Here is a 24,690-nt window from a genome sequence, read left to right on the forward strand (position 1 = left end):
AAAGGGGACGTAACACATTTAAATGTGTTACGTCCCCTTTTTCCGCTACTATGCCCCAACACAAGTTCGGCCGCTTCAATTTCCCCGCCAGCCGCGCGCTGGTGATGGGCATCCTCAACGCCACGCCTGATTCCTTCAGCGATGGCGGCCAGTTCGCCAGCCTCGACTACGCAATCACGCACGCCGAGCAGATGATCCGCGACGGCGTCGACATCATCGACATTGGCGGCGAGAGCAGCCGTCCCGGTGCCCCCGCCGTGACGCTGGACGAAGAATTGCGCCGCGTAATGCCCCTGATTTTTGCCCTGCGCGATTGCGGCAAGGCGGTCAGCGTCGACACCTATAAACCGGAAGTCATGCGCGAAGCGGTACTGGCCGGCGTGGATATGATCAACGATATAAACGGTTTCCGCGCCCCCGGCGCCATCGAAGCCGTGAAAGATAGCGATTGTGCGTTGTGCGTAATGCACATGCTTAACAATCCGACAACAATGCAGGCCAACCCCGAGTACAATAATGTTGTGCGTGAAGTGACGGATTTCCTGGCTGAGCGCATTGCCGTCCTGACAGCGGCAGGCATCGACAAGGAACGCCTGTGGATCGACCCGGGTTTTGGTTTTGGCAAAACGGTAGAACACAATTACGCACTGCTGAAGGCAGGCAAGCAGATGGTTGCCGAGCTGGGTGTGCCGTTATTGGCGGGCCTGTCGCGCAAGTCGATGATCGGCGCCATCACCGGCAAACCTGTTGAGCAGCGCCTGGCGGGCAGTATCGGCGGCGCGCTGGCAGCAGTCGCGCACGGTGCCCAGATCGTCAGGGTGCATGATGTAGCGGAGACCGTCGACGCACTCCGTGTGTGGCAGGCGGCGCATTAAGAAAAGGAAGAGAACACAATATGGCACGTAAATATTTCGGTACTGATGGTGTACGTGGACTGGTCGGCCAGGCTCCAATCACCCCCGACTTCGTGATGCGTCTCGGCTATGCCGCAGGCAAAGTGCTGGCAAAGAGCGCCGCGACGGGAACTTCCCGCCCGGCTGTCCTGATCGGCAAAGACACCCGCATCTCCGGCTATATGCTGGAAGCCGCGCTGGAAGCCGGTTTCTCCGCGGCCGGTGTCGACGTCAAGCTGGCCGGCCCGATGCCGACCCCGGCGATTGCCTACCTGACCCGCGCGCTGCGCCTCCAAGCCGGCGTCGTGATCTCGGCTTCGCACAACCCGTTCCAGGACAACGGCATCAAGTTCTTCTCCGACCAGGGCACCAAGCTGCCGGATTCGGTCGAGCTGGACATCGAAGCCATGCTGGAGCAGCCGATGGAATGCGTGTCGCCGGAAAAACTGGGCCGCGCGCGCCGCCTGGATGACGCCCAAGGCCGCTACATCGAATTCTGCAAGAGCACCTTCCCGTACGAGCTGGACCTGCGCGGCCTGAAAGTCGTCGTCGACTGTGCCCACGGCGCCGCCTACAACATCGCCCCGCATGTGTTCCACGAGCTGGGCGCGGAAGTGGTCGCGATCGGCAACAAGCCGGATGGCCTGAATATCAATGACGGCGTTGGCGCCACCGCACCGAAAGCCATGGCTGCCGCTGTGCTCGAGCACAAAGCCGATCTCGGCATCGCGCTGGACGGCGATGCCGACCGCCTGATCATGTGCGACGCCACCGGCCGCCTGTATAACGGCGACGAACTGCTGTACGTGATGGTGATGGACCGCGTCGCCAACGGCGGCGTGGCTGGCGCCGTCGGCACCTTGATGACCAATATGGCGGTCGAGGTGGCGCTCAAAGAAAAGGGCATCGGCTTCGCACGCGCCAAGGTCGGCGACCGCTACGTGCTGGAAGTGATGCAGGAAAAAGGCTGGATCCTGGGCGGCGAGGGCAGTGGCCACCTGCTGGCGCTGGACAAGCACAGCACCGGCGACGGCATCATCTCCGCGCTGCAGGTACTGTCCGCGCTCAAACGCAATGGCAAGACCCTGGCCCAGATCGCCGGCGAAGTCACGCTGTTCCCGCAAACCCTGATCAATGTGCGCGTTCCGGCCGGTTTCGACTGGCAGAAGAATCCCGCCATGGTTGCGGAAAAAGAAAAGGTGGAAGCCGAGCTGGGCGACACTGGCCGCGTGCTGATCCGCGCCTCCGGCACCGAGCCGCTGATCCGCGTGATGGTTGAAGCGCGCGATGCCGACAAGGCCCAGAGCATGGCGCGCCGCATCGCCGATAAAGTTGAAACGGCGCTGGCTGCATAAAGTTGCCCGCGTGACATTGACGGACTATGCCTCGCCGGGGTATTATTCGTTCATCGGAGTGTAGCGCAGCCCGGTAGCGCACCTGCTTTGGGAGCAGGGGGTCCAAGGTTCGAATCCTTGTACTCCGACCAGGAAATTCTCGAGCGGGTTGTCTTCGGACAACCCGCTTTTCATTTGCGGCATGGCTTTTCATCGCATTGCCCGCGACTCTGCCCTTAGCTCAGTTGGATAGAGCATCGGCCTTCTAAGCCGAGGGTCGCAGGTTCGATTCCTGCAGGGCAGGCCACCACCAATTTTCCGTTCAGACCGATAGCGCGATACTTGCGCCGACATCGAATGATGCCGTGCCTACGCACGGCATCGACACATCAGGCCTTGCGACGACGGAACAAGGCCAATGACAGCAAGCCGATTGCCAGCAGCGGCATAGAGCCAGGAGCAGGAATTTTAGCCGTTTCCTCAGGCATGGCGGTCACGCTGCTTCCAAGATCCAGCTGGATATTCTTGCGTGCGATGAAGGTGCCGCCCAGTTTGGAATCCTGGTTGAAGTGCATATTGCTATTGGCGCCGGAGGCGAACAGGGTGCCGAACCATTCGCCCCATGCACCTTGCGTCCAGTTGCCTTTGGTTTCCGTATAGATGTCGTTGGCCGTGCCGTTGAGCATTTCGAAATCGAATTTCGAGTCAATGTTCACGTTGCCGGTGATGAACAGGTTGATCGCGCCGCCGGACAGGTCGAAGATGAGCTTGCTCTCGGAGCCGACAGTCAGGGAATCGAAGTAGTAGTCGCCAGCGGTCAATTTCAGCGTGGAGTCGTAGCCGAGGTTGATCTTGCCGTAACTGCCTTCCGCCAATTCGCCCGTTTTATAGGCGCCGAGACCAAATGCTTTACCACCGGACTTGAAATCCGTTGCGGCCGGCAAGGTACTCAGCGATGGCGAGTTCGTCTTGTTGGCGACGTTGCCGGCGACGTTCGCTTGATATTTCACTTCTACCTTGTTGCCTGCGGTGGCGTTTCCACTGATCTGGGATTTCTGCTCGAGGGTGACGTTGCCGCCAGCCGAGACATTGCCGCTTACTTGGGAATCGTACTTGGAGTGGATATTTCCCTTGGCGCCAACGTCGCCGGTCACTTTAGTGCCTTGTTCCAGGTTGACGTTGCCGCCTGCGAAAAGAGTGAATGGTGCGGCGTTGGCGAAAATCGGGGCCGCAAGAATGGCTGCGGCGGCGAAGGTTTTTAATTTCATATTTGGCATCTTGGATGTGCTGATAGTAATTAAAAATTACTACAAGCAATATCTAGGCCATGCATTTATAAATCATTGATTTATAAAGAAGATGCGGAAACCCGGCATTTGCGAGGCAAGCCAGGTGTAAAGTTTCTCGACATCAAAAATCTAATAAAGATTGCTGCTTTTCCAACGCCGGATTTTTCTTGGCTGGCGGGCGTGGATCTACCCAAGCATGCATCAGTTGGTGGGGATAGGGGGTGAGGAAGGAACGCGCAAACTCGGGATCGCGGCAGGACAGCCAGTCGCGGTAGGCGTCCGGCGGTACCACGACCAGGGTACGTTTTTCTTCGTCCGGCTTGTGGAAGCGCTTCAGTAAAGGGTGTTCGTCGGCGTTGATGGTCAGCTGGGTGAAGGAGTGACGGAGGCTTCCGTCGGTCTCTTCCCAACTGCGCCACATGCCGGCCACGGCGAAGGGACTCTTGTCGGCCATGCTGATCTGCCATCGCACGGCCTTGCCGGACTCGTAATTCGGCTCATAAAAGCCGGTCATTGGAACCAGGCAAAGCTGGCTGGCGCGCCAGTGCTTGCTGTAGGAACGCAACTGGCCGATGGTTTCGCTGCGGGCATTCATGGTGGTCAGCGATGGCATCGCGGCAGGCGCATGGCGGCGCGGGACGAAGCCGAAGGAGGCGACCACGCATTCCGGCTGGCCATCGAGTCCGAGGCGGATGATGGGGGCGTCGTAGTCCTTCCAGGTCTCGTCGGGCCATTCCATGCCGGCGATATTGGACAGGTCGATGTCCATCATTTGCTGCAGCAGGTCGCGTGAAGTGGGGCGGTAATTGGTGCACATGGGGGCTATGCTAACCCGATTGAGCTTGCTAAACTACTGTATATGCATACAGTTACACGAAAGCCGCTGACAGCAGCACAGCTACGCGAAATCTGGCTTCGAAACCAGAATGCCGACATGCTGGCCGTGCTGTGGGAAGTCAAGCGCCTGCGCGGGCTACTGGTGCGTGCCAGCCATCTGCATTGGACGTTTCGCGAGGAGCTCAAAGGTGAACCCTGCCTGGAAGAGGATCGCCTGTTTGCCTCGCAGAGGGAATTGCGGCGGCGCGCCAATGCGATCCGAAATGCGGACTGATATCATCCGTGCATGAAGAATTTACTCTTGGTGGGATCAACCGGCCTGGTCGGCCGCGAAGTGTTGAAGCTGGCGCTGGCCTCGCCGGAGGTCGCTCAAGTCGTCGCGCCTACGCGGCGGCGGTTGGAGCCGCATGCGAAACTGGTGGCGCCGCTGGTTGACTTCGAGCGCTTGCCGGAGCTGGAGCCATGGTGGCAGGCCGATGCCGTGATCTGTACCTTGGGTACGACCATCAAGGTTGCGGGTTCGCAGGAAGCCTTTCGTAAAGTGGACTATAGCTATCCGATGGCCGTAGCGCGGCTGGCGCGCCAGCAAGGCACGCAAACGTTCGTGTTGAATTCAGCGCTGGGTGCGGATGCGGGATCGAGCGTTTTCTATAACCGCGTGAAGGGCGAAGTGGAACATGGCGTGCGCTCGCTTGGGTTTGAAACGCTGGTGATTGCGCGGCCCGGTTTGATAGGCGGTGCGCGTGAGGAATTCCGCCTTGGCGAAAAAATCCTGGTGCCGATCCTGTCTGTGCTTGGCCCGGTGCTGCCACGTGCGTGGCGCATCAACCCGGCCGAGCGCATTGCGCGCGCCATGTTTGACGCGGCCATGCACCCGCAACCGGGTGAGCACATCATTACTTCGGACAGGATGGCCTGAGGCTTATTCTTCCAGCAGGCTGCGCAGCATCCACGCGGTCTTTTCGTGCACGTCCAGGCGCTGGGTCAGCAGGTCCGCGGTCGGCTGGTCGTTGGCTTCATCGACCACCGGCAGCAGCGAGCGGGCGGTGCGAGCGGTGGTTTCCTGCGCGGAAACCAGGTGGCGCACCATTTCCATGGCCTTCGGCACGCCGGCCACTTCCTTGACCGTGCTTAGCTTGCCGAATTCGGCGTAGGTGCCGGGCGCGGGATAGCCCAGTGCGCGGATGCGTTCCGCGATCAGGTCCAGCGCGGTCCACTGTTCGGTGTACTGCGTCATGAACATCTGGTGCAGGGAATTGAACATGGGACCCTTCACGTTCCAGTGGAAGTTGTGGGTCATCAGGTAGAGCGAGTAGCTGTCGGCCAGCAGGCGGGACAGCCCATCGGCAATGCGCGCACGGCTGTCGTCGGACAGGCCGATATCAATCTTCACAGCGTCCATCTTCAATTCCTTTCGGTCGGTTTTTTGCCAGACGATTATTTCATGATTCCAAGAAGGCTGCTGTAATCGTCCGTCCATGGCCGTACATCCGGCGCCGGCTGCAGTTCCTGCACGCCGGCATAGGGTACCAGCCGGTCGCGCTGGCCTATCAGCACCCAGGTTGACGCGTTTGTTCCGCGCTGTGGGTCGGACATGTTCTGCGACAGGAAGGCGGTGCGATGGAAGCTATCGGCAGCCCGCCTGACGACTGGTGCCATATCGAGATAGCGGTTGGAGATGTGGATGGCCAGCACGCCATCGGGCTTCAGGTGGCGGAAGTAGATGTTGAAGGCTTCCGTGGTCAGCAGGTGCACCGGCACCGAGTCGCCTGAGAAGGCATCCACAGCCAACACGTCGAACTGTTGCGGTGCCTCGGTATCCAGTACCAGGCGCGCATCGCCCAGCGCAACTTCCTTCGTTGCGGGGCAATCGCGTAGGAAGCTGAAATGACGGTCCGCGAAATCGAGCACCAATGGATTGATTTCATAGAAACGGTACACATCGCCTGGCCTGCAATAGGCCGCCATGGTGCCGGCGCCCAGGCCGATCACGCCGACGTGCTGCGACGAACCGCTGCGGCTGGCCGCGATGGCAATGCCCGCGCCGCTATTGCTGCCGTAATAGGTTGTTGGCCAGCGCCGTTTTTGCGGTTCGAGGAATTGGCGGCCGTGCATGATCGTGCCATGCGTAAGCTGGCGCACCTGGCCGGCGCCGGGTTCGGAGTCCTTGATCTTGACCGTTCCATAGAAATTGCGGGCCTTGATCGAGGGTGTCGTCGGCCAGATCGCATTCGCGCCCCATAACACGCCGACCAGCGTTGTGAAGAACACCGCTGCCTTGACCCGTCCCCCGCGCTGCAAGGGCGCTGACGGGCGATGATGGAATGCCGCTCCAACAACGCATACGGCTGCTATGCACGATAGTGTCAGTTCGTAGTCATCGTTGAAGACGCGCGGTGCCAGCAAGCCGGTGAATATGCCGCCAATTGCTCCACCAGTTGCAATCATCAGGTAGTAGGCGGTTAACTGGGCAGGTGGCGGCTTGAGGCGCGCCAGCTCGCCGTGGCATGCCATGCAATAGGTGAAGATGCAGACGCTGAAGAGCAGGGTGGGCCACACTATCCCGCGCGGCATCAGGCTCGGGAAGCTGGTGCAGGCAATCAGCAACGGCGTCAGTACCGCCATCAGCGGCAGGAAAATCCAGCGCTTATACCAGCGCGCGCTTTCGAAGCAGAGAATGAAGGTCAGCAGGTAAATCACCAGCGGCAGCACCCACAGCATTGGCACCGGCGCGATGTTGGCGGTCAGGTGGCTGGTGGCCGCCATCAGGACCACGGTTGGCACGGCGGCGAGGGCACACCACATCAGGCTGTCGTGCAAGGTCGGCCGGCCGGCCATTGCATCCTCCCGCAAGGTATGGGGCGCCGTGCTGCGGCCGCGCCCACTGAGTGCGAGAGCGCCGCAAAACAGGGCGAACAAGGCAAAGCCCACGGACCAGAAGGTGGACATCTCCTTCACCGTAAAGCGTGGCTCGAATAACAGGGGATAGCTCAGCAAGCCGAGCAGGGAGGCGAAGTTGGACAGCGCAAACAGGCGGTAGGGCACGCTGCCTGGACGCTCCTGGGCGAACCAGTGCTGGACCAACGGACCGGTCGTGGAAAGCAGGAAGTAAGGCAGGCCGATGGTTGCAGCCAGCAAGCCTAGCAGCAGGAAAGCCGGGTCGTCGCCGACCGAAGGCTTCCAGCTAGTACTGGGGATGATTGGCAGCGTCAGCGCCGCAATCAGCAACAAGCCGGCATGCAGCCAGGCTTGGCGGCGCGGCGCCAGGTAGCGGCTGCTGAGGTGCGAGTAAAGGTAACCCAGCAGAAGGGTGACCTGGAAGAACAGCATGCAAATCGTCCACGCAGCCGCGGAGCCACCGAACCATGGCAGGACCATTTTGCCGATAATGGGCTGCACCTGGAATAGCAGGAAAGCGCTGAGGACGATCGTTCCGGCGTAGAGGATGAGCATGAGAAATATTAACCCATGACGAGTCCCGCAGCGAGTGCCAGCATCACGGCGCCGGTCAATCCTTCGATGCATTTCCAGGCCAGTGGGCGGCCAAACACACCGGCCAGGCGTGTGGCGCCGAAGCCCAGCGCGGTGAACCATAGGAGGGAGGCGGTCATGGCGCCTGCGGAAAAGCCGATGCGCTGGCCGTCCGGATAACTGCCGCCAACCGAGCCGAGCAGCACCACTGTGTCGAGATAAACGTGGGGATTCAGCAACGAAAGGGCGACGACGCTTGCCAGCGCCTGCCTGGCATCCGGCGCGGGAGCTGCAGCGTCGACCGCCAGCGATTTCGGCGTCAGCATCGAGCGCCAACTGCGCAGGCCGTACCACAGCAGGAAGGCGGCGCCACCCCAGCGCGCGGCGGCCAGCAAGAGTGGCGATTCCTGGATCATCGCTCCGGCGCCGGCGACGCCCAGCGCGATCAGTACCACGTCGATCACGATGCACGCGGCCACCGTCAGCGCCACATGCTGGCGTTTGATGCCCATCCGTAGCACGTGCGCATTCTGGGCGCCGATGGCCATGATCAGGCTCGCGCCGAGCCCCAAACCGTTCACATAACTCTGCATTTCGATTCTCCTGTTGTGGAGCTGAAATTCTGCCGCTGCTAGCCCGTAAAATGAAGCTGAATTAAGATGTTTCAGTATTCATTAATTTTGCTAAAGGAGTGGAGTGATGATTCCAGATGCGCGACAGGGCGAGGCTTTGCTGGCCGTGATCGATGCCGGCAGTTTCGAGCAGGCCGCTGCGGCCCTGCATTTGACGCCGTCGGCCGTATCGCAGCGGGTCAGCGGGCTGGAATCGGCTGTCGGCGCGCCGCTGTTGATTCGTAGCCGGCCGATTCGCCTGACCAGCGCAGGGCAGCGCCTGGTGCAATATTTACGCCGCAGCCGCTTGATGGAGCAGGAATTTCTGGCCGAATTAAAAGCCGATGAGGCGATGCCGCCGCGCATTCCGGTTGCGGTAAATAACGACACCCTGGGAACCTGGTTTTTGCCGGAGCTGAGTTCCTTCCTGAACCGCGAAAATATCCTGCTGGAGATCATCCTGGACGACCAGGATCACACTTATTCATTATTTGAAAAGGGGCTGGTGCTGGCCGGCGTTTCCAGCGAGCCGGAGCCGATGCGCGGCTGTCGTTCGCAGCATTTGGGTTTTATGCGCTATCGCTTATTGGCCCAGCCGGATTTCGTAAAGCGCTGGTTCCCGGATGGATTTACCCGCGAAGCGGCGCGCAAGGCGCCAGTCATGTTTTTCGACCGCAAAGATTCGCTGCAATCGATATTTATCGAGCGTGAACTGGGCCTGCCGCCGGGTGCTTATCCAGTGCATTACGTTCCCTCCAGCGATCCATTTGTTGAATCGATCCGGCTTGGAATGGGTTATGGCATGCTGCCGCGCCAGCAATATAAATCGCTGCTGGAGGCCGGGGAACTGGTGGATTTAGTTCCAGGCAAATATCTCGATATTCAGCTGTATTGGCACTCATGGCGCATCCAGTCGCCGAAGCTGGAAATGCTCACCGAGCAGGTGCTTGCCGCCGCTGGGCGGGCGCTGGATCGCTAGACTGGAACTTGGCGCAAACGCGCCAATAGTTGGCGCGCTGTGCGCATGAAAAAGCCCGCACGCGGCGGGCCTGGGATTAATACGTGTAGAACATGCGCTGAAGTTCTTTGGTATTGGAGGTCTTGGTCATACCCAGCATCAGCAGGATACGGGCCTTTTGCGGGCTCAGGGTATCCGCGACAACGAAATCCAATTCGTCGTCATTTGCTTCGCCATTGCGGGCCAGGATGCCATTGCCAACGCGGCTGGCGCGAACAATCACGGTGCCATTTTTACGGGCTGCGGCCAGATCGGGTTTTACTTTTGCCGCTACGCTGCCGTCACCGGTGCCGGCGTGAATAATGCCTTTGGCGCCAGCGGCGATAAAGGCATTCAGCGCCACCGAATTCATATTCGCGTAGCCATAAACAATATCAACTTGCGGCAAGGCGCTCAGGTTCGAAATATCGAATTCGCTGTCGACGGTATGTTTGCGGGTGGTGCTGTGGTAGAAGAAAGCTTTCGGACCCTGCACATAACCCAGCATGCCCAATTCCGGGGTTTTGAACGAATCCGGAGTCGAGGTATTGGTCTTGGTCACGTCGCGGGCGCCATGGATCTGATCGCCCAGGGCTACCAGCACGCCTTTGCCAATCGCCTCCTGGCTGCCGGCAATTAATACTGCGTTATACAGGTTGATCGGTCCGTCGGCCGACAGGGCGGTGCCGGGACGCATGGCGCCAACCAGTACGACCGGCTTGCGCGACTTGACCACCAGGTTCAGGAAGTAAGCAGTCTCTTCCAGAGTGTCGGTACCGTGAGTGATCACGATACCGTCCACGTTCGGCTGGGCCAGCAGGACGTTGACGCGCTTGCCCAAAGTCAGCCAGTGCTCGTTGGTCATGCTTTCGGAAGCAATCTGGAACACTTGCTCGCCAGTGACGTTCGAAATCTTGGCCAGTTCCGGCACTGCGTTTATCAATTGTTGGACGCCGACCGTCGCGGCAGTGTAACCGACAGTTGTGGTGGAAGTAGCGCCCGAGCCGGCAATGGTGCCGCCCGTGGCAAGGATCATAATGTTCGGCAGCTTCTCCGCATGAACGCTGAAGGCAATCAAGAATGCAAACAGGGCGAAAAGGAAGTGCTTGGCTGTGTTGCGTTGCATAAGTTCTCCGATGGTTAGTTTTAAGAATGTTGCGCATGTTACTAGATTTGGTGCAGTATGGCTGTACTTCCTAAGCAAGGACAATGCCAATGGAAACAGACGAATTAAGCCTGGCTGTCGTCATGCGGCGCAAACCATTGAAGAGTACTTGGCAGCCATTCCAGTGGGTGCCGGCGGAAGTTGTGTTGTCGCCTTTGCCTGCGGGTGCGCCGCGCTGTTTGCGGGATGATGCTTCCGAGGCCTTGTGGCTTTATCCCGGCCTGTCGATGCGTTTGTATTCCGATGAGGCGGAGGGCTATTTCCTCAACCTCGATTCCGGGGCGCCGTGCTGGTTCATCATGTGGCGGATGGAAGGCGAGCATGCTGTGCCGCAGTTTGTGACCTTGTCTTATAACGAGGCGGCGCGGCTGATGGATGGGGGTGAGCAGGTGGATACCTTGCCGTTGCCGCCGGCGATCGTGGAGCGCCTTGGCGCTTTCGTGGCGGAGTATTATCGTCCCGAGCCGAAGGGCAAGCGCCGCCGGCCTTCGTTCGAAGGCGGTGCGGCTGTCCAGCAAATGGCGCGCGAGGAAAGGGAGGGGCGACATGGCCGCTGAGACTTTTTTCGCCCGCTGGTCGCGCGTCAAAGCGGACGCGCAGCAGGCGCCGGCCGTGGCCGGGACACCTGGCGTCACCGATGCGCCGGTCGACCCTGAGGTACCGGCTCCAACGCTTGAGCAGGTGGAAAGCCTGACACCCGATTCCGACTTCACTCCCTTCGTCGCGCGAGGCGTCGATGAAACCGTGCGCCGCGCCGCGCTGAAGAAGCTGTTCTCAGATCCACACTTCAACGTGATGGACGGCCTTGACACCTACATCGACGACTACAACAAATTCGAACCCCTGACGCCCCTGATGGTGGCAGCCCTCAACCACGCCAAGGACCTGATCGCGCGCGAATTCGCGGCGGAAGAAAACGATGAGCCAAAAGACGAGGATCTGTAACTGCAACAACACCATGCCAATGGACGGTATCGCGATCGGCAAGGCCTTGGGCGAGGGGCCCCTGCCGGTTGCCAGCCAGCTATGCCGCCGAGAAGTCAACCAGTACCTGCAAACGTTGGACGGCGCCGATCGCGTCGTTATCGCTTGCACGCAGGAGGAGCCGCTGTTCCGTGAACTGGCGGAGATGAAGTCCGCCGTGTCTCCGCTGCGTTTCGTGAACCTGCGCGAGACAAGTGGCTGGAGCGAGGAGTCCCGTCAAACGACGCCCAAGATGGCGGCCCTGCTGGCTGCTGCAAGCTTGCCCGATCCGGAGCCGGTGCCGGAAGTCGAATATCAATCGGAAGGCCGGGTCCTGCTGCTTGGGCCGGCGCGGCGCGTACTGTCTTGGGCGCGCAAGCTTGAGCGGCAACTGCAGGTGAGCGTGTTGCTCACCGATGGCGACGATGCGGCAATTGCCGGCCATTCCTGGCCGACCTTCAGCGGCAGCGCGCCGCGCGTGCAAGGCTGGCTCGGCGCGTTCAAGGTCAGCTGGCAGCAATCCAATCCTGTCGATCTCGAGTTATGCACGCGCTGCAACGCCTGCGTGAAGGCGTGCCCGGAAGGTGCGATCAGCCTGGCCTATCAGGTTGACCTGGATGCTTGCCGTTCGCATCGCGATTGCGTCGCGGCTTGCGGTGCGGTGGCGGCGATCGATTTCGATCGTGTGGAAAGGGATCGCAGCGCTGAATTTGACCTGGTGTTCGACTTCGGCGACGCGCCGCTGCTGCGCATGCACCAACTGCCGCAAGGGTATTTCGGGCCCGGCACCGACGAGGCTTCGGCTGCCTTGGCCGCGATGCAGATGCTGGAGCTGGTCGGCACGTTCAGCAAGCCGCGCTTCTTCCAGTATAAGGAGAGCATTTGCGCGCATAGCCGCAGCATGCAGCCGGGCTGCAATGCCTGTATCGACATCTGTTCGGCGGAGGCGATTTCCAGTGTTGGCGACCATATCAAGGTGTCGCCGCAGCTTTGTGCGGGGTGCGGCGCTTGCACGACCGTGTGCCCGTCCGGCGCGCTGACATATGCGTGGCCGCGCGCTCCCGATTTCGGAGAGCGCCTTCGTACCGTCCTGGCGACCTATGCACGTGCCGGTGGTGCGCGGCCTACGCTGCTGATGCATAGCGACGAGGAGGGTAGTGCGCTGGTGCGTGAACTCGGGCAGCTTGCGGCGGCGGGCGCGGCGCGTGGCCTCCCGGCGCGGGTGCTGCCGCTGCCGGTTCATCACGTGGCGTCGGTGGGGATGGATTTGTGGCTTGCCGCGGTTGCGTATGGCGCGGTTGACGTGGCCGTGCTGGCGACGGGCTGTGAGGCGCCGCAATACCTTGATGCGCTCGCAGAGCAGATGACGTTTGCGCAGGCGATCATCGATGGCCTGGGCTATGCCGGCGTCAAGCTGCATTTGCTGCGCGCGCGAGACGCTGCGGAGCTGGACCGCGAGCTGCAACGCTTCGCCGCCTCCGTTTCCATTCACGCAGTGCCTGTGCTGCCGGCCGCCACGTTCCACGTCGCGGCGGCAAAGCGCGAAACACTCGATTTCGCCATCACGCATCTGGCCCGTCATGCTCCAACGCCGCAGGACTGCATCGCCCTTCCAAAAGGCGCACCGTTCGGGGCGATCGAAATCGATACCGGCAAATGCACACTGTGCATGGCCTGCGTTGGCGCCTGCCCCGAGTCCGCGCTGACCGACAACCCGCAGGCGCCCCAACTGCGCTTTACGGAAACGAACTGCGTGCAATGCGGCCTGTGCGTGCACACCTGCCCCGAGCAGGCGCTGGGCCTGCAGCCGCGCCTCGCGCTGGGTGCAAGCGCCAAGCAAGCCCGCGTCATCAACGAAGCCCAACCGTACCACTGCATCAAGTGTCAAAAACCATTCGGCACCCTGCAAATGGTGGAAAATATGGTCAACAAACTTGCCGGCCACGGAGCCTTCTCCGGCAACCTCGACCGCATCCGCATGTGTCCCGACTGCCGCGTCATCGACATGATGCAGCCCGAGAAAGAAGTCTCCATCTTTGAGGTGAAACGCCAATGACCGAAGACGAAGAATATGCGCGTTCCGAACTGTACGGCGTGCTGTCCATGCTGTTCTACGGGCCGCCATCGCAGGCTGTGCTCGAGCTGATCGAGGACGCCGCCATCGAAGGCGATGGCGTGCTGGCCGATGGCTGGCGCGGACTGCAGGAGGCGAGCGGCAAGACCGATGCCGGGCGCGCGCGCGAAGAATACGAGTCGCTGTTCATCGGCGTCGGCAAGCCGGAGGTCATGCTCTACGGCTCCTACTACCTGTCCGGTTTCCTGATGGAGAAGCCGCTGGCGGCGCTGCGTGAAGACTTGGCGCGACTAGGGCTGGAGCGCTCCGAACACCTGTCCGAAAGTGAAGACCATTTCGCCGCGCTGTGCGATGCCATGCGTCTGCTGCATGGCAGCATTGCAACACAGAAGGAATTTTTTACGACCCACATCCAGCCGTGGGCGCCTCAGCTTTTTGATGCTATCGATGCCCATCCCGGGGCAACTTACTATCGTGCAGTTGCTGGCCTGGCGCGCAGCTTCGTCGAAGTGGAAACCCAGGCGTTCGATATGGGCTGAGCGTTAATGCATTGTTAAATTATTTGTGCTAGTGTTAAAAGACTAACTGTTGTTGGTTATGGGAGACCATGATGTCGACGCAATCCAACTCTGGAAGACGGTCTTTTTTCACCGGCATGGGGGCCCTGGCCGCTGCCGGCATCGCCGCGAAAATGGCCAACAGCCCGCCCGACACGACGCCGCCCGCGGAACCGGAACCACCTCCCGGCACCGGCTACCGCCTCACAGAACATATCCAGAAGTACTACCGCACCACCAAGATCTGAGTGGAGGGCCACATGATGCTCCTTACACGTAAAGGGCCGGCCGGCCCCCGTGCGCCTGGACGTTTCGTATCGAGCCTCGAAGGCAGCCTGGCGCGGGCCTTGCCGACGATGGACCGGCGCGCATTCCTGAAACGCTCCGGCATTGGTGTAGGCGTCGGACTGGCGGCGTCGCAGCTTTCGCTGATGCGCAAGGCACAGGCAAAGGATCCCGCCGCTGTTGATAGCGGTAGCAAGCAGGTCGTGCGGCGCACGGTCTGCAGCCACTGTTCGGTGGGTTGCGCGGTCGACGCGGTGGTGGAGAACGGCATCTGGATCCGCCAGGAGCCGGTGTTCGATTCACCGATCAATCTCGGCGCGCACTGCGCCAAGGGCGCCGCACTGCGCGAGCACGGCCATGGCGAGTACCGCCTGAAATATCCGATGAAGCTGGTGAACGGAAAATACCAGCGGATCGGCTGGGACCAGGCCTTGCAGGAAATTTCGGCCAAGCTGCTGGACATGAAAAAGAAGGACGGCCCGGATTCGGTGTTCTTCGTCGGCTCGTCGAAACACAACAACGAGCAGTCGGCGCTGCTGCGCAAGTTCGTGTCCTTCTTCGGCACCAATAACTGCGACCACCAGGCGCGCATCTGCCATTCGACGACGGTGGCGGGCGTGGCCAATACCTGGGGCTATGGCGCGATGACCAACAGCTACAACGATATGCAGAACGCCAAGGCGGCCATGTATATCGGCTCCAACGCTGCGGAGGCGCATCCGGTTTCGATGCTGCACATGCTGCATTCGAAAGAGAACGGCTGCAAGATGATCGTGGTCGATCCGCGCTACACCCGCACGGCCGCCAAGTCGGACCAGTACATTCGCATCCGCTCCGGCTCCGATATCCCATTCCTGTACGGGATGTTGTGGCACATCTTCAAGAACGGCTGGGAAGACAAGGAATACATCGCCGCGCGGGTCTATGGCATGGACAAGGTGCGCGAAGAAGTCGCCAAGTGGACGCCGGATAAGGTGGAAGAAGCCTGCGGCGTACCGGAAGCCCAGGTGCTGCAGGCGGCGGAGACGATGGCGAAGAATCGACCCTCCACCGTGGTGTGGTGCATGGGACAGACCCAGCACTCGATCGGCAATGCGATCGTGCGCGCCTCCTGCATCCTGCAACTCGCGCTGGGAAACGTCGGCAAGAGCGGCGGCGGTACCAATATCTTCCGTGGCCACGACAATGTGCAGGGGGCGACCGACGTCGGCCCCAACCCCGACTCGCTGCCGGCTTATTACGGCCTGGCTGCCGGCGCCTGGAAGCACTGGTGCGCGGTGTGGGGCGTGGATTACGAATGGGTCAAGAGCCAGTTTGCCTCGCAGGCCATGATGGAAAAATCCGGCACCACAGTGTCGCGCTGGGTCGATGCGGTGCTGGAAAAGAATGAACTGATCGACCAGGACAGCAACGTCAAGGCCGTGTTCTTCTGGGGCCACGCGCCGAATTCGCAAACGCGCGGGCTGGAAATGAAGAAGGCGATGGACAAGCTGGAAATGCTGGTGGTGATCGACCCGTATCCATCCGCCACGGCCGCCATGGCCGCGATGAAGGTGGAAGGGCAGGAGGTCAACCCGAACCGCGCTGTCTACCTGCTGCCGGCGGCTACTCAGTTCGAAACTTCGGGCTCGGTGACCGCGTCCAACCGTTCGGTGCAATGGCGTGAAAAAGTGATCGAACCGCTGTTCGAATCGCGCACCGATCACATGATCATGTATCAGTTGGCGGAGAAGCTGGGCTTTGGCAAGCAGCTGGTGGCCAAGATCAAGCTGGTGCCGGGCAAGGGCAATATGATGGAGCCTGAGCCGGAGGACATGCTGCGCGAGATCAATCGCGGCAGCTGGACCATCGGCTACACCGGCCAGTCTCCGGAACGCCTGAAGGCGCACATGCGCAATATGCACATGTTCGATGTGAAAACCTTGCGCTGCAAAGGCGGCAAGGATGCGGAGACCGGCTACGACCTGACGGGCGACTATTTCGGCCTGCCGTGGCCCTGCTACGGTACACCGGAGCTCAAGCACCCCGGCTCGGCCAACCTGTACGACAACAGCCAGCACGTGATGGACGGCGGCGGCAACTTCCGCGCCAATTTCGGCGTCGAGCGCGATGGCGTCAACCTGCTGGCGGAAGACGGCTCGTTCTCCAAAGGCGCCGACATTACCACCGGCTACCCGGAATTCGACCACGTGCTGATGAAAAAGCTGGGTTGGTGGGACGAGCTGACCGATGCCGAAAAGCTGGCGGCGGAAGGCAAGAACTGGAAAACCGACCTGTCGGGTGGCATCCAGCGCGTGTGCCTGAAGGGGCACGGTGTGCACCCCTTCGGCAACGCCAAGGCGCGTGCGGTGGTGTGGAACTTCCCCGATCCTGTGCCGCTGCACCGCGAGCCGTTGTTCGGCACCCGGCCCGACCTGGTGGCAAAGTATCCAACCCACGAGGACAAGAAAGCCTTCTGGCGCATGCCGACGCTGTACAAGACCGTGCAGCAGAAGGCGGTTGATGATGGCTTGGCGAAGAAGTTCCCGATCATCCTGACTTCCGGGCGCCTGGTGGAATACGAGGGCGGCGGCGAAGAGACCCGCTCCAACCCCTGGCTGGCCGAGCTGCAGCAGGAGAACTTCGTCGAAATCAATCCGAAGGCCGCTTCCGACCGGGGCATCCGCAACGGCGAATACGTGGTCGTATCGACGCCGACCGGCGCGCGTATCAAGGTGAGGGCGCTGGTGACGCAGCGGGTGGGCGTCGACACGGCCTTCATTCCCTTCCATTTCTCGGGCTGGTGGCAGGGCAAGGACATGCTGGAATACTACCCGGAAGGCGCGGCGCCGATCGTGCGCGGCGAGGCGGTCAACACGGCTACGACGTACGGCTATGACTCGGTCACCATGATGCAGGAGACCAAGACGACCATCTGCAATATCGAACGCTTCGCGGGCTGAGGAGATCGCCATGGCACGGATGAAATTCATTTGCGACACGGAGCGCTGCATCGAGTGCAACGCCTGTGCGACGGCGTGCAAGAACGAGCACGAGGTCCCCTGGGGCGTCAACCGGCGTCGGGTGGTGACCATCAACGATGGCATCATCGGGCAGGAGAAATCGGTCTCGGTGGCCTGCATGCATTGCTCGGATGCGCCATGCATGGCGGTGTGCCCGGTCGATTGCTTCTACCGCACCGAAGAAGGCGTGGTCCTGCATAACAAGGATGCCTGCATCGGCTGCGGCTACTGTTCCTACGCCTGCCCGTTCGGCGCGCCGCAGTTCCCGTCCAACGGGACCTTCGGCCTGCGCGGCAAGATGGACAAGTGCACGTTCTGCGCCGGCGGGCCCGAGGAAAACGGCTCGCAGGCGGAATTCGAAAAGTATGGCCGCAACCGGCTGGCCGAGGGCAAGCTGCCGGCCTGCGCCGAGATGTGTTCGACCAAGGCGCTGTTGGGCGGCGATGGCGACGTGGTGGCGGATATCTTCCGCACCCGTGTCGTCACGCGCGGCAAGGGCAGCGAAGTGTGGGGCTGGGGCACGGCTTACGGCAAACCGGAGGCTAAATCATGAAGCTCTATCTGGTAGCGCTGCTGGCGCTGGCTGGCTGCGGCGAGGTGTCGCAGTCGAAGCAGGGCAGTGCAGTGAATCGCGGCGACGAGCCGGGATACAAGGGCGCTCGCACGGCCCAGGTGGCCAAGGGCTGGACGCCGGGCGACAAGGCTTCCTGGGACAAGCAGGTGCGCGAACGCGGGCAACTGCAGAACGAGTACGTGAAGACCAACCGTTAGGGAGGTGCGCCATGAAACGATGGTTGGCAATGCTGGCCGTGGCGCTCGCCGCCGGCACCTCGCTCGCGGCGGATGCACCCGCGCCGGCTACGGCGCCGCGCGTCGAATCGGTGGACATCCTGAAGCAGGACCAGGCCGAACGCACGCGCGAGCAGCCCGGCAACAACGCGCCGGTATGGCGCAAGGTGGTGGCAGGGGAGGCGCATTACAGCAGCCTGCCTTACCCCGAGTCAGGTGTGCTGATCCAGCCCAAGGCGCAACTGCTCGGCCAGCCGGTGGCGACCACGGCCGGCGAGGCTTGGCGCCGCTTCCGCAATGGCCCGATGATCAGCATCGGCGGTTGGCTCATCCTGGGCGTGCTGGCCGCGATTGCCGCGATGTACTTCGCCAAAGGTCCGGTCAAGGTGCACGCGCCGCCCACCGGGCGCAAGATCCAGCGCTTCACCCCAACCGAACGTTTCGTACACTGGACCACCGCCATCACCTTCGTCCTGCTGGCAGTTTCCGGGCTGTGCATGATGTTCGGCAAATTCGTGCTGATGCCCGTCATCGGCCACACCCTGTTCGGCTACCTGACGTACGCATTGAAGACCATGCACAACTTTGTCGGGCCGCTCTTCACCGTCTCGCTGATCGTCACCTTCATCATGTTCGTGAAGGATAATTTCCCCATCGTTGCCGACATCAAATGGCTGGCCAAACTGGGCGGCATGTTCGGGCAAGGGCATGCCCCGGCGGGCCGCTTCAACGCCGGCGAAAAGCTTTGGTTCTGGGGCGGCGTCACCGTGCTGGGCCTGGCCGCCAGCGGATCCGGATTCGTGCTCGACAAGCTGGTGCCCAACCTCGAATACACGCGCTTCATGATGCAAGGGGCGAACCTGCTGCACATAACCGCCACCGTGCTGATGATGGGCTTTGCGCTCGGCCATATCTATCTCGGCACCATCGGCATGGAAGGCGCCTACAAAGCCATGCGCGAAGGTTATGTGGACGACGCCTGGGCACGCGAGCACCACGACATCTGGTACCAGGAAGTGGTGGACGGCAAAGTGCCGCGCGTGCGCGCGCCGGAGCACGATGGCGAGCCAGTGCCGCCGCCGGCGCCCAAGACCGTCTAAGGAGCAAGCCATGAACATGCCCGTACTCGCCCTGCTTATCCTGGCCGTGTCCTGCACTGTGCAGGCCAAGTTGCCGGCGCCTACCGATGAGCAGAAGGCCGCCGCCGCTGCGACCAAAGACAAGCAAGCCTGGACCGACAAGGTTGCCGCCTACAAGCTCTGCATGGCGCAAGACCGCGTTGTGGCGCGCTATTTCGCAACCAAAGGAAGCGGCGGCAAGCCGACAGCAGCATTGCCGGCCTGTGCCGATCCCGGGCCGTATGTCGCCCAGGTCGCTGCCACAAAGGAAGTTGGCGTCGCCGATTCGAAGCCCGTACCCGAAGCCGGCAAGAAGAAATAAAGAAAAACCCGCCGCAGCGGGTTTCCACGGGGGGAGTGGTTGCGGCTTAGCCCAGCTTGTCGTTGGACTTGCGACGGGAAGCCAAGCTCAGCAGGCCAACGCCTACCAGCAACATCGCATAGGTAGCAGGTTCCGGAATAGGAGCTGCCAGGCCCAGGTTACCGGCATAGGAACCGCCCAGACCTGCGATGGCGGTGCTGCCAGTGACCGTGAAGCCATAATTGCCCGACATTAGGGCATCGATCGGGAAGAACTCGATGCCGGACGACGTGTCAAAGGTCGTTGCCAGGGCGGTTTGGCTGCTGTCGGCTTCTACTTTGAAGAACTGGATGCCAGTGATGCCATAGTTCGCCAGGCGGGAACCATCGATCCAGGTTTTACCAACCACCACATTGCCGCTGGCATAGGTGGCATTGGTATCTACCGAGAACAGGTAAGTATCGATGTAATCCCCGGCCGTTGCGTGCAGCGCGCCGAAGATGGCATTGCCTGCAGCATCAAAGGTCAAAGTTGTCTGTGCCATAGCGCCGGAGCTGGCAAACAGCCCCGCCGATAGCATCAGTGTACCGGCTACCTTGCTAAGAAACGCTTTCTTCATGTTAATACCCCTTGAGATAGTGTTGTTGTGAAGGTGAAGCGGTGTCAGCGTGCAAGAGATTGCCTGGTTATATCGACAGTGGCCTGCTGAAAACATAACCTTTCCTGCTTGCCAACGACGATCAATATAGCCCACCCCCTCCCTCAATTAGTTCATTAATGAAGTGTGTATGTTTTCAAGCGCACAGAGCTCGACCGCGCTTGCGGGGCACGGAGAGGACGCGGGAAAACGTCAAGAGAAAAATTTTTGCGTGCTCGAGCCTGCAAGGCGTCCACGCCACATTTCGTAGTCCGATTCCGACAGGAACAAGAGCCGAACTGACGGGGGAATTGTGAGCAAACGCACCGTGTGCAACCGGGCAGGGAAATAAGATGGAACCGTGATCGAAGCGCTAAGCGCTCATCTCCCAGACATCCTGGCCGGCTTCTGCCGCAGCGAGGCAACCGGCCCAAAAACAGAATACGGAGGCCTATCATGACCCAGACCAACCACCCATCCAAGTACGTGGTAAGGGAATACCTCGAACGTCGTGCGCAAGCTGTCAAGCCCCCTCCATCGCCAGAGGAGATTCGCCGTCAGCTGGGCTGGGGCTTGATGCTGTTCGAGCCGAAGATGGAAACAGGGCGCTAGACCCCGTTCTTCACCATGACCCGCCGCCTGGCGGGTTTTTTTTCGCCGTTCGCTGAAATGTTCGCCGTTCACCGAGCCGCCGGCGCCGTTCACCGAAAAGCCGTTTCGCCGCCTTCCGCACCCCGGTATCGTTCATTCATCCAATCAACGGGGAGCGAAAAATGAGCAAAGAAATGCAATCGCGCAGCCAGCTGCTCTGGGGCCTGATCGTGATCGCCGTCGGCGTGCTGTTCCTGACCGATATCGAAATTCCACCAATCGGCCAACTGTGGCGCTACTGGCCTTTCCTGGCCATGGCCTTCGGCGCCGTGAAGTTGATCCCACCGACCACGCCGAAGCATGTGCTGGATGGCCTGTGCCACATTGCCTTTGCCGGCTGGTTCTACATGTCGTTCGAACATATCTGGGGCCTGACCTTCCACAACAGCTGGCCCATCCTGGTGATCATCGCCGGTATCTGTTTGGTACTGCAGCCAGTTGTGATTAAATACACCGCCAATAAAGAGGAGAACCAATAATGCGCAACCGAGGCCATCGTGAACGTAATACCGCATCCCAGATGCTGATCGGCGCCGGCGTGATCCTGGCCGGCTTCCTGTTCCTGATCGATAACCTGGGCTGGATCGACCTCGATATGCGGGTGCATTTCTGGCCCATCATCCTGATGGTGTTTGGCGCCTCGACCCTGGCGCAAGCGCCGCGGCGCGGCAGTGGTGCAACCTTTGCAGGCATTTTCATGCTGCTGTTCGGCATGGTCTCGCTGCTGAAAGGATTGGGCCTGATTGCCATCAGCTGGAAGACCTTGTTCCCGATCGGGATTATCGGCCTGGGCCTGCTGATGGTGTTCCGTGCCAACAAGCGCAGCAAGCGAGCCGCTGACGGCGATGCCGGCAGCGGCTTCGCAGAGGACGCATCGATGTTCGGCATGGACCAGGGCGAAACCGGTGAGCGCGTGCTGGACCTGACGGCCATCCTCGGCGGCGTGCAGCGCAAGGTAACGACCCAGGACTTTCGTGGCGGCGACCTGACCAGCCTGATGGGCGGCATCGACCTCGACATGCGCACCGCTTCGCTGAATGGCACCGCTGTGGTCAACGTGTTTGCCCTGATGGGCGGCATTTCGATCAAGGTACCGACCGACTGGACGGTGGAACTGGAAGGCACGCCGGTGCTCGGCGGCTTCGACGAAAAGACCATGGAGCCGAAAGACTCGAGCAAGCGCCTGGTGATTCGCGGTACCGCCATCATGGGCGGCGTGGAAATCCGTAACTGATGCAGCGCGTGCTGACCAGCCGCAATGGCGTATTGCTGTACCTGACGGTATGGCTGCTGCTGGGGCTTGGACTGGGTGGCGCGGTGTCCACCCTCAGCGACGAGCCCCTGCTGCGCGCCATGCTGTTTGCGGTGCCGGTGACGATGCTGTTCTCCGTCGGCGCCGGCTTCTCGGCCTACTATATGTGCAAGGCCAACCCGCTGCGCGAACGCAGTCCGGCAGTGGTCCTGGTGTCGATGCTGACTGCCGCCGTGTGGGCCGGCTTCCTGTGGGTGTTCCTGATGCGCAGCTGGAACGTAGCTGCCGAATCGTTTGGGGCCGAAGGCATCACGGTACGGCCGCAGTTGACGGCACTGCTGTTCCTGCTCGGCATCCTGATGTACGGCTTGCTGGCGACCTTGAACTACCTGGCCAGTGAATTTGTCCGGGCCCGCCAGGCAGAGCAGCGCGAACTGGAATCGAAGCTGCTGGCGCGCGACGCGGAACTGCGCATGCTGCGCACCCAGATTGACCCGCACTTCCTGTTCAACAGCCTGAATTCGATCAGCGCGCTGACCTCGATCGACGCCAAACGTGCCCGCGACATGACGCAGCGCCTGTCGGACTTCTTCCGCCAGAGCCTGGGCATTGAAGCGCAGGGCAAGATCACGCTGGAAGAGGAGGTGCGCCTGATCGGCCATTTCCTGGCAATTGAAAAAGTGCGCTTCGGCGCCCGGCTTGGCGTGGAGCAGGAAGTGGACGAAGGGGCGCTGGAATGCCTGCTACCGCCGATGATCCTGCAGCCGCTGGTGGAAAACGCCGTCAAGCACGGCATCGGCGGCATGCCGGAAGGCGGGACAGTGCGCATCGGCGCCCGCCGCGATGGCTCGCTGTTGAAGATTGAAGTGGAAAACGATACCGACCCGGACACGCCACCCCGCAAGGGCAATGGTATTGGCCTGGTCAACGTGCGGGAGCGCCTGGCGGCGGCCTACGGCCACCAGGCCAGCGCGCACTGCACGCACGAGAACGATAAATACCGGGTGGCCCTGACGCTGCCCGCCGAGACGAAGGAGTCCTGAACCATGCGCGTCATCATTGTCGATGATGAAGAACTAGCCCGCGGCGTCATGCGGGAATACCTGCGGACCCACGCCGATGTGGAAGTGGTAGCCGAATGCGGCAACGGTTTTGAAGCCGTGAAGGCAATTGCCGAACTGGAGCCGGATCTCGTTTTCCTCGATATCCAGATGCCCAAACTCGATGGCTTCGAGGTGGTGGAACTGGCGGGCAGCAAGCCGCACTACGTGTTCGCCACCGCCTATGACCAGTACGCGCTGAAGGCATTCGAAGTGCATGCAATCGATTATCTGCTCAAGCCTTATCCGCAGGAGCGGCTCGACCAGGCCGTGGCACACGTGCGCAGCCGCCTTGGAAGCGCGCGTCCACCTGTAGCGCAGATGGCGACAGAAGCAGCAACCCGCAATGGCCCGCTGGAGCGTGTGCTAATTCGCGATGGATCGCGTGTTCACGTCATTGCTGCGGAACGCATCGACACCATCGAAGCGCAGGACGATTACGTGCAGATCCTGGCCGAGGGCAAGCCTTACCTGAAGAACCAGCGCCTGTCGGAACTGGAGGAGCAGCTCGACCAGACCCGTTTCGTACGCCTGCACCGTTCGTGGATCGTCAACGTGGAACGCATCGAGCGCATCGAGCAGGCCACCAAGGATAGCCACTGCGCCGTGCTGAAAGATGGCCGCAAAGTTCCGGTGAGCCGCAGTGGCTATCAGAAGGTGAAAGGGCTGTAGCAGGGGTTTGCCTCGCAGGTAGTCGACGTCGGACTATTCATCAATTTCGCAAAAAGCTTCGCCTCCGAGTTCCACAAAGAGCTGCGCAGGGAACTGGGCTAAGTTGAAAATACTACTAGTCTTCCGTCAGGATACCGGCCTTCCCAACCACAGGGCAGCCCACCATCAAGATAGGCTTGCTGCACTGCTCGCCATAGTTCGTGCACGTCGCCAAAGGCGTGGCAATGGATTAACCTTGCTATATCGCCCTGCATATTGTTGATCAACGTATCGTTGAGAGCGCTGCAGTAATGCTTGGTTGTCATCTGGTCGAGTATTTCGAGGATTTTTCCTTCTATTTCACGAGGCATTTCCGGCCAAGCCGGTGTGACCGACTCCAGAAGATTCTGCCAATCCTCGAACCGTTCGCCCGAGTCGTCCGTGGAGCGGGCGGTAGCTTCCGCTATGTCAAAAATTACGCGATTAGCTCTTGAGTTTCCTGCGTAAGGTCGGTCAAAGAACGTCGAGCGGCTCAAGTAATTGAGCAGTGGGGTTGCAGCGATTTGGACTTCTTTCCAGTTCTTACTCATTAATGTTTAAAAATAGCGGTTGGAGATATAAAGTGGACCCATCAGTCAAGACACTTTGCCGGGTAATTTAAGCTGCGTCCATTTCCAACTCAACAGCTGCTCGGCGCTGCCCCGTAGTACCTT

General features: G+C 60.7%; 28 protein-coding genes and 2 tRNA genes. 22 read left to right on the plus strand and 8 right to left on the minus strand.

Annotated elements, in window-relative coordinates; translation table 11 throughout:
* Positions 1–50 precede the first annotated feature (50 nt).
* From folP to BM269_RS10270, 4 genes are all read left to right on the plus strand, one after another.
* Entirely contained in the window at positions 51–875 is an 825-nt protein-coding gene (folP, locus tag BM269_RS10255; RefSeq protein WP_139232705.1) for a dihydropteroate synthase, read from the plus strand.
* Positions 876–895: 20 nt separating this feature from the next.
* Entirely contained in the window at positions 896–2,248 is a 1,353-nt protein-coding gene (glmM, locus tag BM269_RS10260; protein ID WP_090436915.1) for a phosphoglucosamine mutase, read from the plus strand.
* A gap of 54 nt (positions 2,249–2,302) precedes the next feature.
* Positions 2,303–2,379, plus strand: a tRNA-Pro gene (locus tag BM269_RS10265).
* 78 nt (positions 2,380–2,457) lie between these two features.
* Positions 2,458–2,534, plus strand: a tRNA-Arg gene (locus BM269_RS10270).
* A gap of 82 nt (positions 2,535–2,616) precedes the next feature.
* Here BM269_RS10270 and BM269_RS10275 read toward each other — a convergent pair.
* Both BM269_RS10275 and BM269_RS10280 read right to left on the minus strand, forming a co-directional pair.
* Positions 2,617–3,495, minus strand: a complete 879-nt coding sequence (locus BM269_RS10275) for a DUF7305 domain-containing protein (protein WP_090436916.1) — start codon at positions 3,493–3,495, stop codon at positions 2,617–2,619.
* Between the two features lie 142 nt (positions 3,496–3,637).
* On the minus strand, positions 3,638–4,333 hold the full coding sequence (locus tag BM269_RS10280) for an SOS response-associated peptidase (protein ID WP_090436917.1): 696 nt from the start codon (positions 4,331–4,333) through the stop codon (positions 3,638–3,640).
* Positions 4,334–4,450: 117 nt separating this feature from the next.
* On the opposite strand from BM269_RS10280, the gene BM269_RS29405 reads away from it, so the two are divergent.
* The gene (locus tag BM269_RS29405; RefSeq protein WP_170860336.1) at positions 4,451–4,627 is read left to right on the plus strand and encodes a hypothetical protein; all 177 of its coding nucleotides are present in this window, start codon (positions 4,451–4,453) and stop codon (positions 4,625–4,627) included.
* Between the two features lie 12 nt (positions 4,628–4,639).
* The gene (locus BM269_RS10285) at positions 4,640–5,272 is read left to right on the plus strand and encodes a Rossmann-fold NAD(P)-binding domain-containing protein (RefSeq protein WP_090436918.1); all 633 of its coding nucleotides are present in this window, start codon (positions 4,640–4,642) and stop codon (positions 5,270–5,272) included.
* A gap of 3 nt (positions 5,273–5,275) precedes the next feature.
* Here the strand turns inward: BM269_RS10285 and BM269_RS10290 are convergent, their stop codons facing one another.
* Genes BM269_RS10290 through BM269_RS10300 form a run of 3 tightly spaced genes read right to left on the minus strand, consistent with a single transcriptional unit; the run spans position 5,276 to position 8,417 of the window.
* Positions 5,276–5,755, minus strand: a complete 480-nt coding sequence (locus BM269_RS10290; RefSeq protein ID WP_090436919.1) for a Dps family protein — start codon at positions 5,753–5,755, stop codon at positions 5,276–5,278.
* Positions 5,756–5,790: 35 nt separating this feature from the next.
* A complete protein-coding gene (locus tag BM269_RS10295; protein ID WP_090436920.1) occupies positions 5,791–7,806 on the minus strand; it encodes a spermidine synthase in 2,016 nt (671 codons plus the stop codon).
* 8 nt (positions 7,807–7,814) lie between these two features.
* Complete coding sequence (locus BM269_RS10300; protein ID WP_229204578.1) at positions 7,815–8,417, minus strand: LysE/ArgO family amino acid transporter; 603 nt, start codon at positions 8,415–8,417, stop codon at positions 7,815–7,817.
* A gap of 106 nt (positions 8,418–8,523) precedes the next feature.
* Here BM269_RS10300 and BM269_RS10305 point away from each other — a divergent pair, with 106 nt between their 5' ends.
* Complete coding sequence (locus BM269_RS10305; RefSeq protein WP_090436921.1) at positions 8,524–9,414, plus strand: LysR family transcriptional regulator ArgP; 891 nt, start codon at positions 8,524–8,526, stop codon at positions 9,412–9,414.
* A gap of 76 nt (positions 9,415–9,490) precedes the next feature.
* Here the strand turns inward: BM269_RS10305 and BM269_RS10310 are convergent, their stop codons facing one another.
* Complete coding sequence (locus BM269_RS10310) at positions 9,491–10,558, minus strand: type II asparaginase (RefSeq protein ID WP_090436922.1); 1,068 nt, start codon at positions 10,556–10,558, stop codon at positions 9,491–9,493.
* An 89-nt stretch (positions 10,559–10,647) separates the two neighbouring features.
* Here BM269_RS10310 and BM269_RS10315 point away from each other — a divergent pair, with 89 nt between their 5' ends.
* From BM269_RS10315 to BM269_RS10360, 10 genes are all read left to right on the plus strand, one after another.
* On the plus strand, positions 10,648–11,154 hold the full coding sequence (locus BM269_RS10315; protein ID WP_090436923.1) for a DUF3305 domain-containing protein: 507 nt from the start codon (positions 10,648–10,650) through the stop codon (positions 11,152–11,154).
* Positions 11,144–11,542, plus strand: a complete 399-nt coding sequence (locus tag BM269_RS10320) for a DUF3306 domain-containing protein (protein ID WP_090436924.1) — start codon at positions 11,144–11,146, stop codon at positions 11,540–11,542. The genes BM269_RS10315 and BM269_RS10320 overlap by 11 nt, the downstream gene beginning before the upstream one ends.
* A complete protein-coding gene (locus BM269_RS10325; protein WP_090436925.1) occupies positions 11,517–13,616 on the plus strand; it encodes a 4Fe-4S binding protein in 2,100 nt (699 codons plus the stop codon). The genes BM269_RS10320 and BM269_RS10325 overlap by 26 nt, the downstream gene beginning before the upstream one ends.
* Entirely contained in the window at positions 13,613–14,173 is a 561-nt protein-coding gene (locus tag BM269_RS10330; RefSeq protein ID WP_090436926.1) for a TorD/DmsD family molecular chaperone, read from the plus strand. Before BM269_RS10325 ends, BM269_RS10330 begins: the two co-directional genes overlap by 4 nt.
* 68 nt (positions 14,174–14,241) lie before the next feature.
* Complete coding sequence (locus tag BM269_RS10335; protein WP_229204579.1) at positions 14,242–14,439, plus strand: hypothetical protein; 198 nt, start codon at positions 14,242–14,244, stop codon at positions 14,437–14,439.
* Positions 14,440–14,454: 15 nt separating this feature from the next.
* The gene (locus BM269_RS10340) at positions 14,455–17,418 is read left to right on the plus strand and encodes a formate dehydrogenase subunit alpha (protein WP_090436965.1); all 2,964 of its coding nucleotides are present in this window, start codon (positions 14,455–14,457) and stop codon (positions 17,416–17,418) included.
* 10 nt (positions 17,419–17,428) lie between these two features.
* Positions 17,429–18,031: a formate dehydrogenase FDH3 subunit beta gene (gene fdh3B, locus BM269_RS10345; RefSeq protein ID WP_055925535.1), complete on the plus strand. Its 603-nt coding sequence runs from the start codon at positions 17,429–17,431 to the stop codon at positions 18,029–18,031.
* Positions 18,028–18,249, plus strand: coding sequence for a hypothetical protein (locus BM269_RS10350; protein WP_090436928.1), 222 nt, complete (start codon positions 18,028–18,030; stop codon positions 18,247–18,249). Before fdh3B ends, BM269_RS10350 begins: the two co-directional genes overlap by 4 nt.
* Before the next feature lie 11 nt (positions 18,250–18,260).
* The gene (locus tag BM269_RS10355; RefSeq protein ID WP_090436929.1) at positions 18,261–19,367 is read left to right on the plus strand and encodes a formate dehydrogenase subunit gamma; all 1,107 of its coding nucleotides are present in this window, start codon (positions 18,261–18,263) and stop codon (positions 19,365–19,367) included.
* Between the two features lie 10 nt (positions 19,368–19,377).
* A complete protein-coding gene (locus BM269_RS10360) occupies positions 19,378–19,707 on the plus strand; it encodes a hypothetical protein (protein WP_090436930.1) in 330 nt (109 codons plus the stop codon).
* A 46-nt stretch (positions 19,708–19,753) separates the two neighbouring features.
* Here the strand turns inward: BM269_RS10360 and BM269_RS10365 are convergent, their stop codons facing one another.
* A complete protein-coding gene (locus BM269_RS10365; RefSeq protein ID WP_170860337.1) occupies positions 19,754–20,305 on the minus strand; it encodes an FxDxF family PEP-CTERM protein in 552 nt (183 codons plus the stop codon).
* A 474-nt stretch (positions 20,306–20,779) separates the two neighbouring features.
* Between BM269_RS10365 and BM269_RS29410 the strand changes: the two genes are divergently transcribed.
* The 5 genes from BM269_RS29410 to BM269_RS10385 all read left to right on the plus strand — a co-directional run bounded on the left by BM269_RS29410 (position 20,780) and on the right by BM269_RS10385 (position 23,998).
* A complete protein-coding gene (locus tag BM269_RS29410; protein ID WP_170860338.1) occupies positions 20,780–20,935 on the plus strand; it encodes a hypothetical protein in 156 nt (51 codons plus the stop codon).
* Between the two features lie 161 nt (positions 20,936–21,096).
* Positions 21,097–21,453 carry a LiaI-LiaF-like domain-containing protein gene (locus BM269_RS10370; protein ID WP_090436932.1) on the plus strand — a complete coding sequence of 119 codons (357 nt, stop codon included), beginning with the start codon at positions 21,097–21,099 and terminating at the stop codon, positions 21,451–21,453.
* Positions 21,453–22,208, plus strand: coding sequence for a LiaF transmembrane domain-containing protein (locus BM269_RS10375; protein ID WP_090436933.1), 756 nt, complete (start codon positions 21,453–21,455; stop codon positions 22,206–22,208). The genes BM269_RS10370 and BM269_RS10375 overlap by 1 nt, the downstream gene beginning before the upstream one ends.
* Positions 22,208–23,269 carry a sensor histidine kinase gene (locus BM269_RS10380; protein ID WP_090436934.1) on the plus strand — a complete coding sequence of 354 codons (1,062 nt, stop codon included), beginning with the start codon at positions 22,208–22,210 and terminating at the stop codon, positions 23,267–23,269. Before BM269_RS10375 ends, BM269_RS10380 begins: the two co-directional genes overlap by 1 nt.
* A 3-nt stretch (positions 23,270–23,272) precedes the next feature.
* Entirely contained in the window at positions 23,273–23,998 is a 726-nt protein-coding gene (locus BM269_RS10385; protein WP_090436935.1) for a LytR/AlgR family response regulator transcription factor, read from the plus strand.
* Positions 23,999–24,096: 98 nt separating this feature from the next.
* On the opposite strand, the gene BM269_RS10390 is transcribed toward BM269_RS10385, so the two are convergent.
* Positions 24,097–24,567 (minus strand): hypothetical protein, encoded by a 471-nt coding sequence (locus BM269_RS10390; RefSeq protein WP_090436936.1) that lies wholly within the window; start codon positions 24,565–24,567, stop codon positions 24,097–24,099.
* Positions 24,568–24,690: the final 123 nt, after the last annotated feature.

Source organism: Duganella sp. CF458, assembly GCF_900113115.1.
GTDB lineage: Bacteria > Pseudomonadota > Gammaproteobacteria > Burkholderiales > Burkholderiaceae_D > Rugamonas.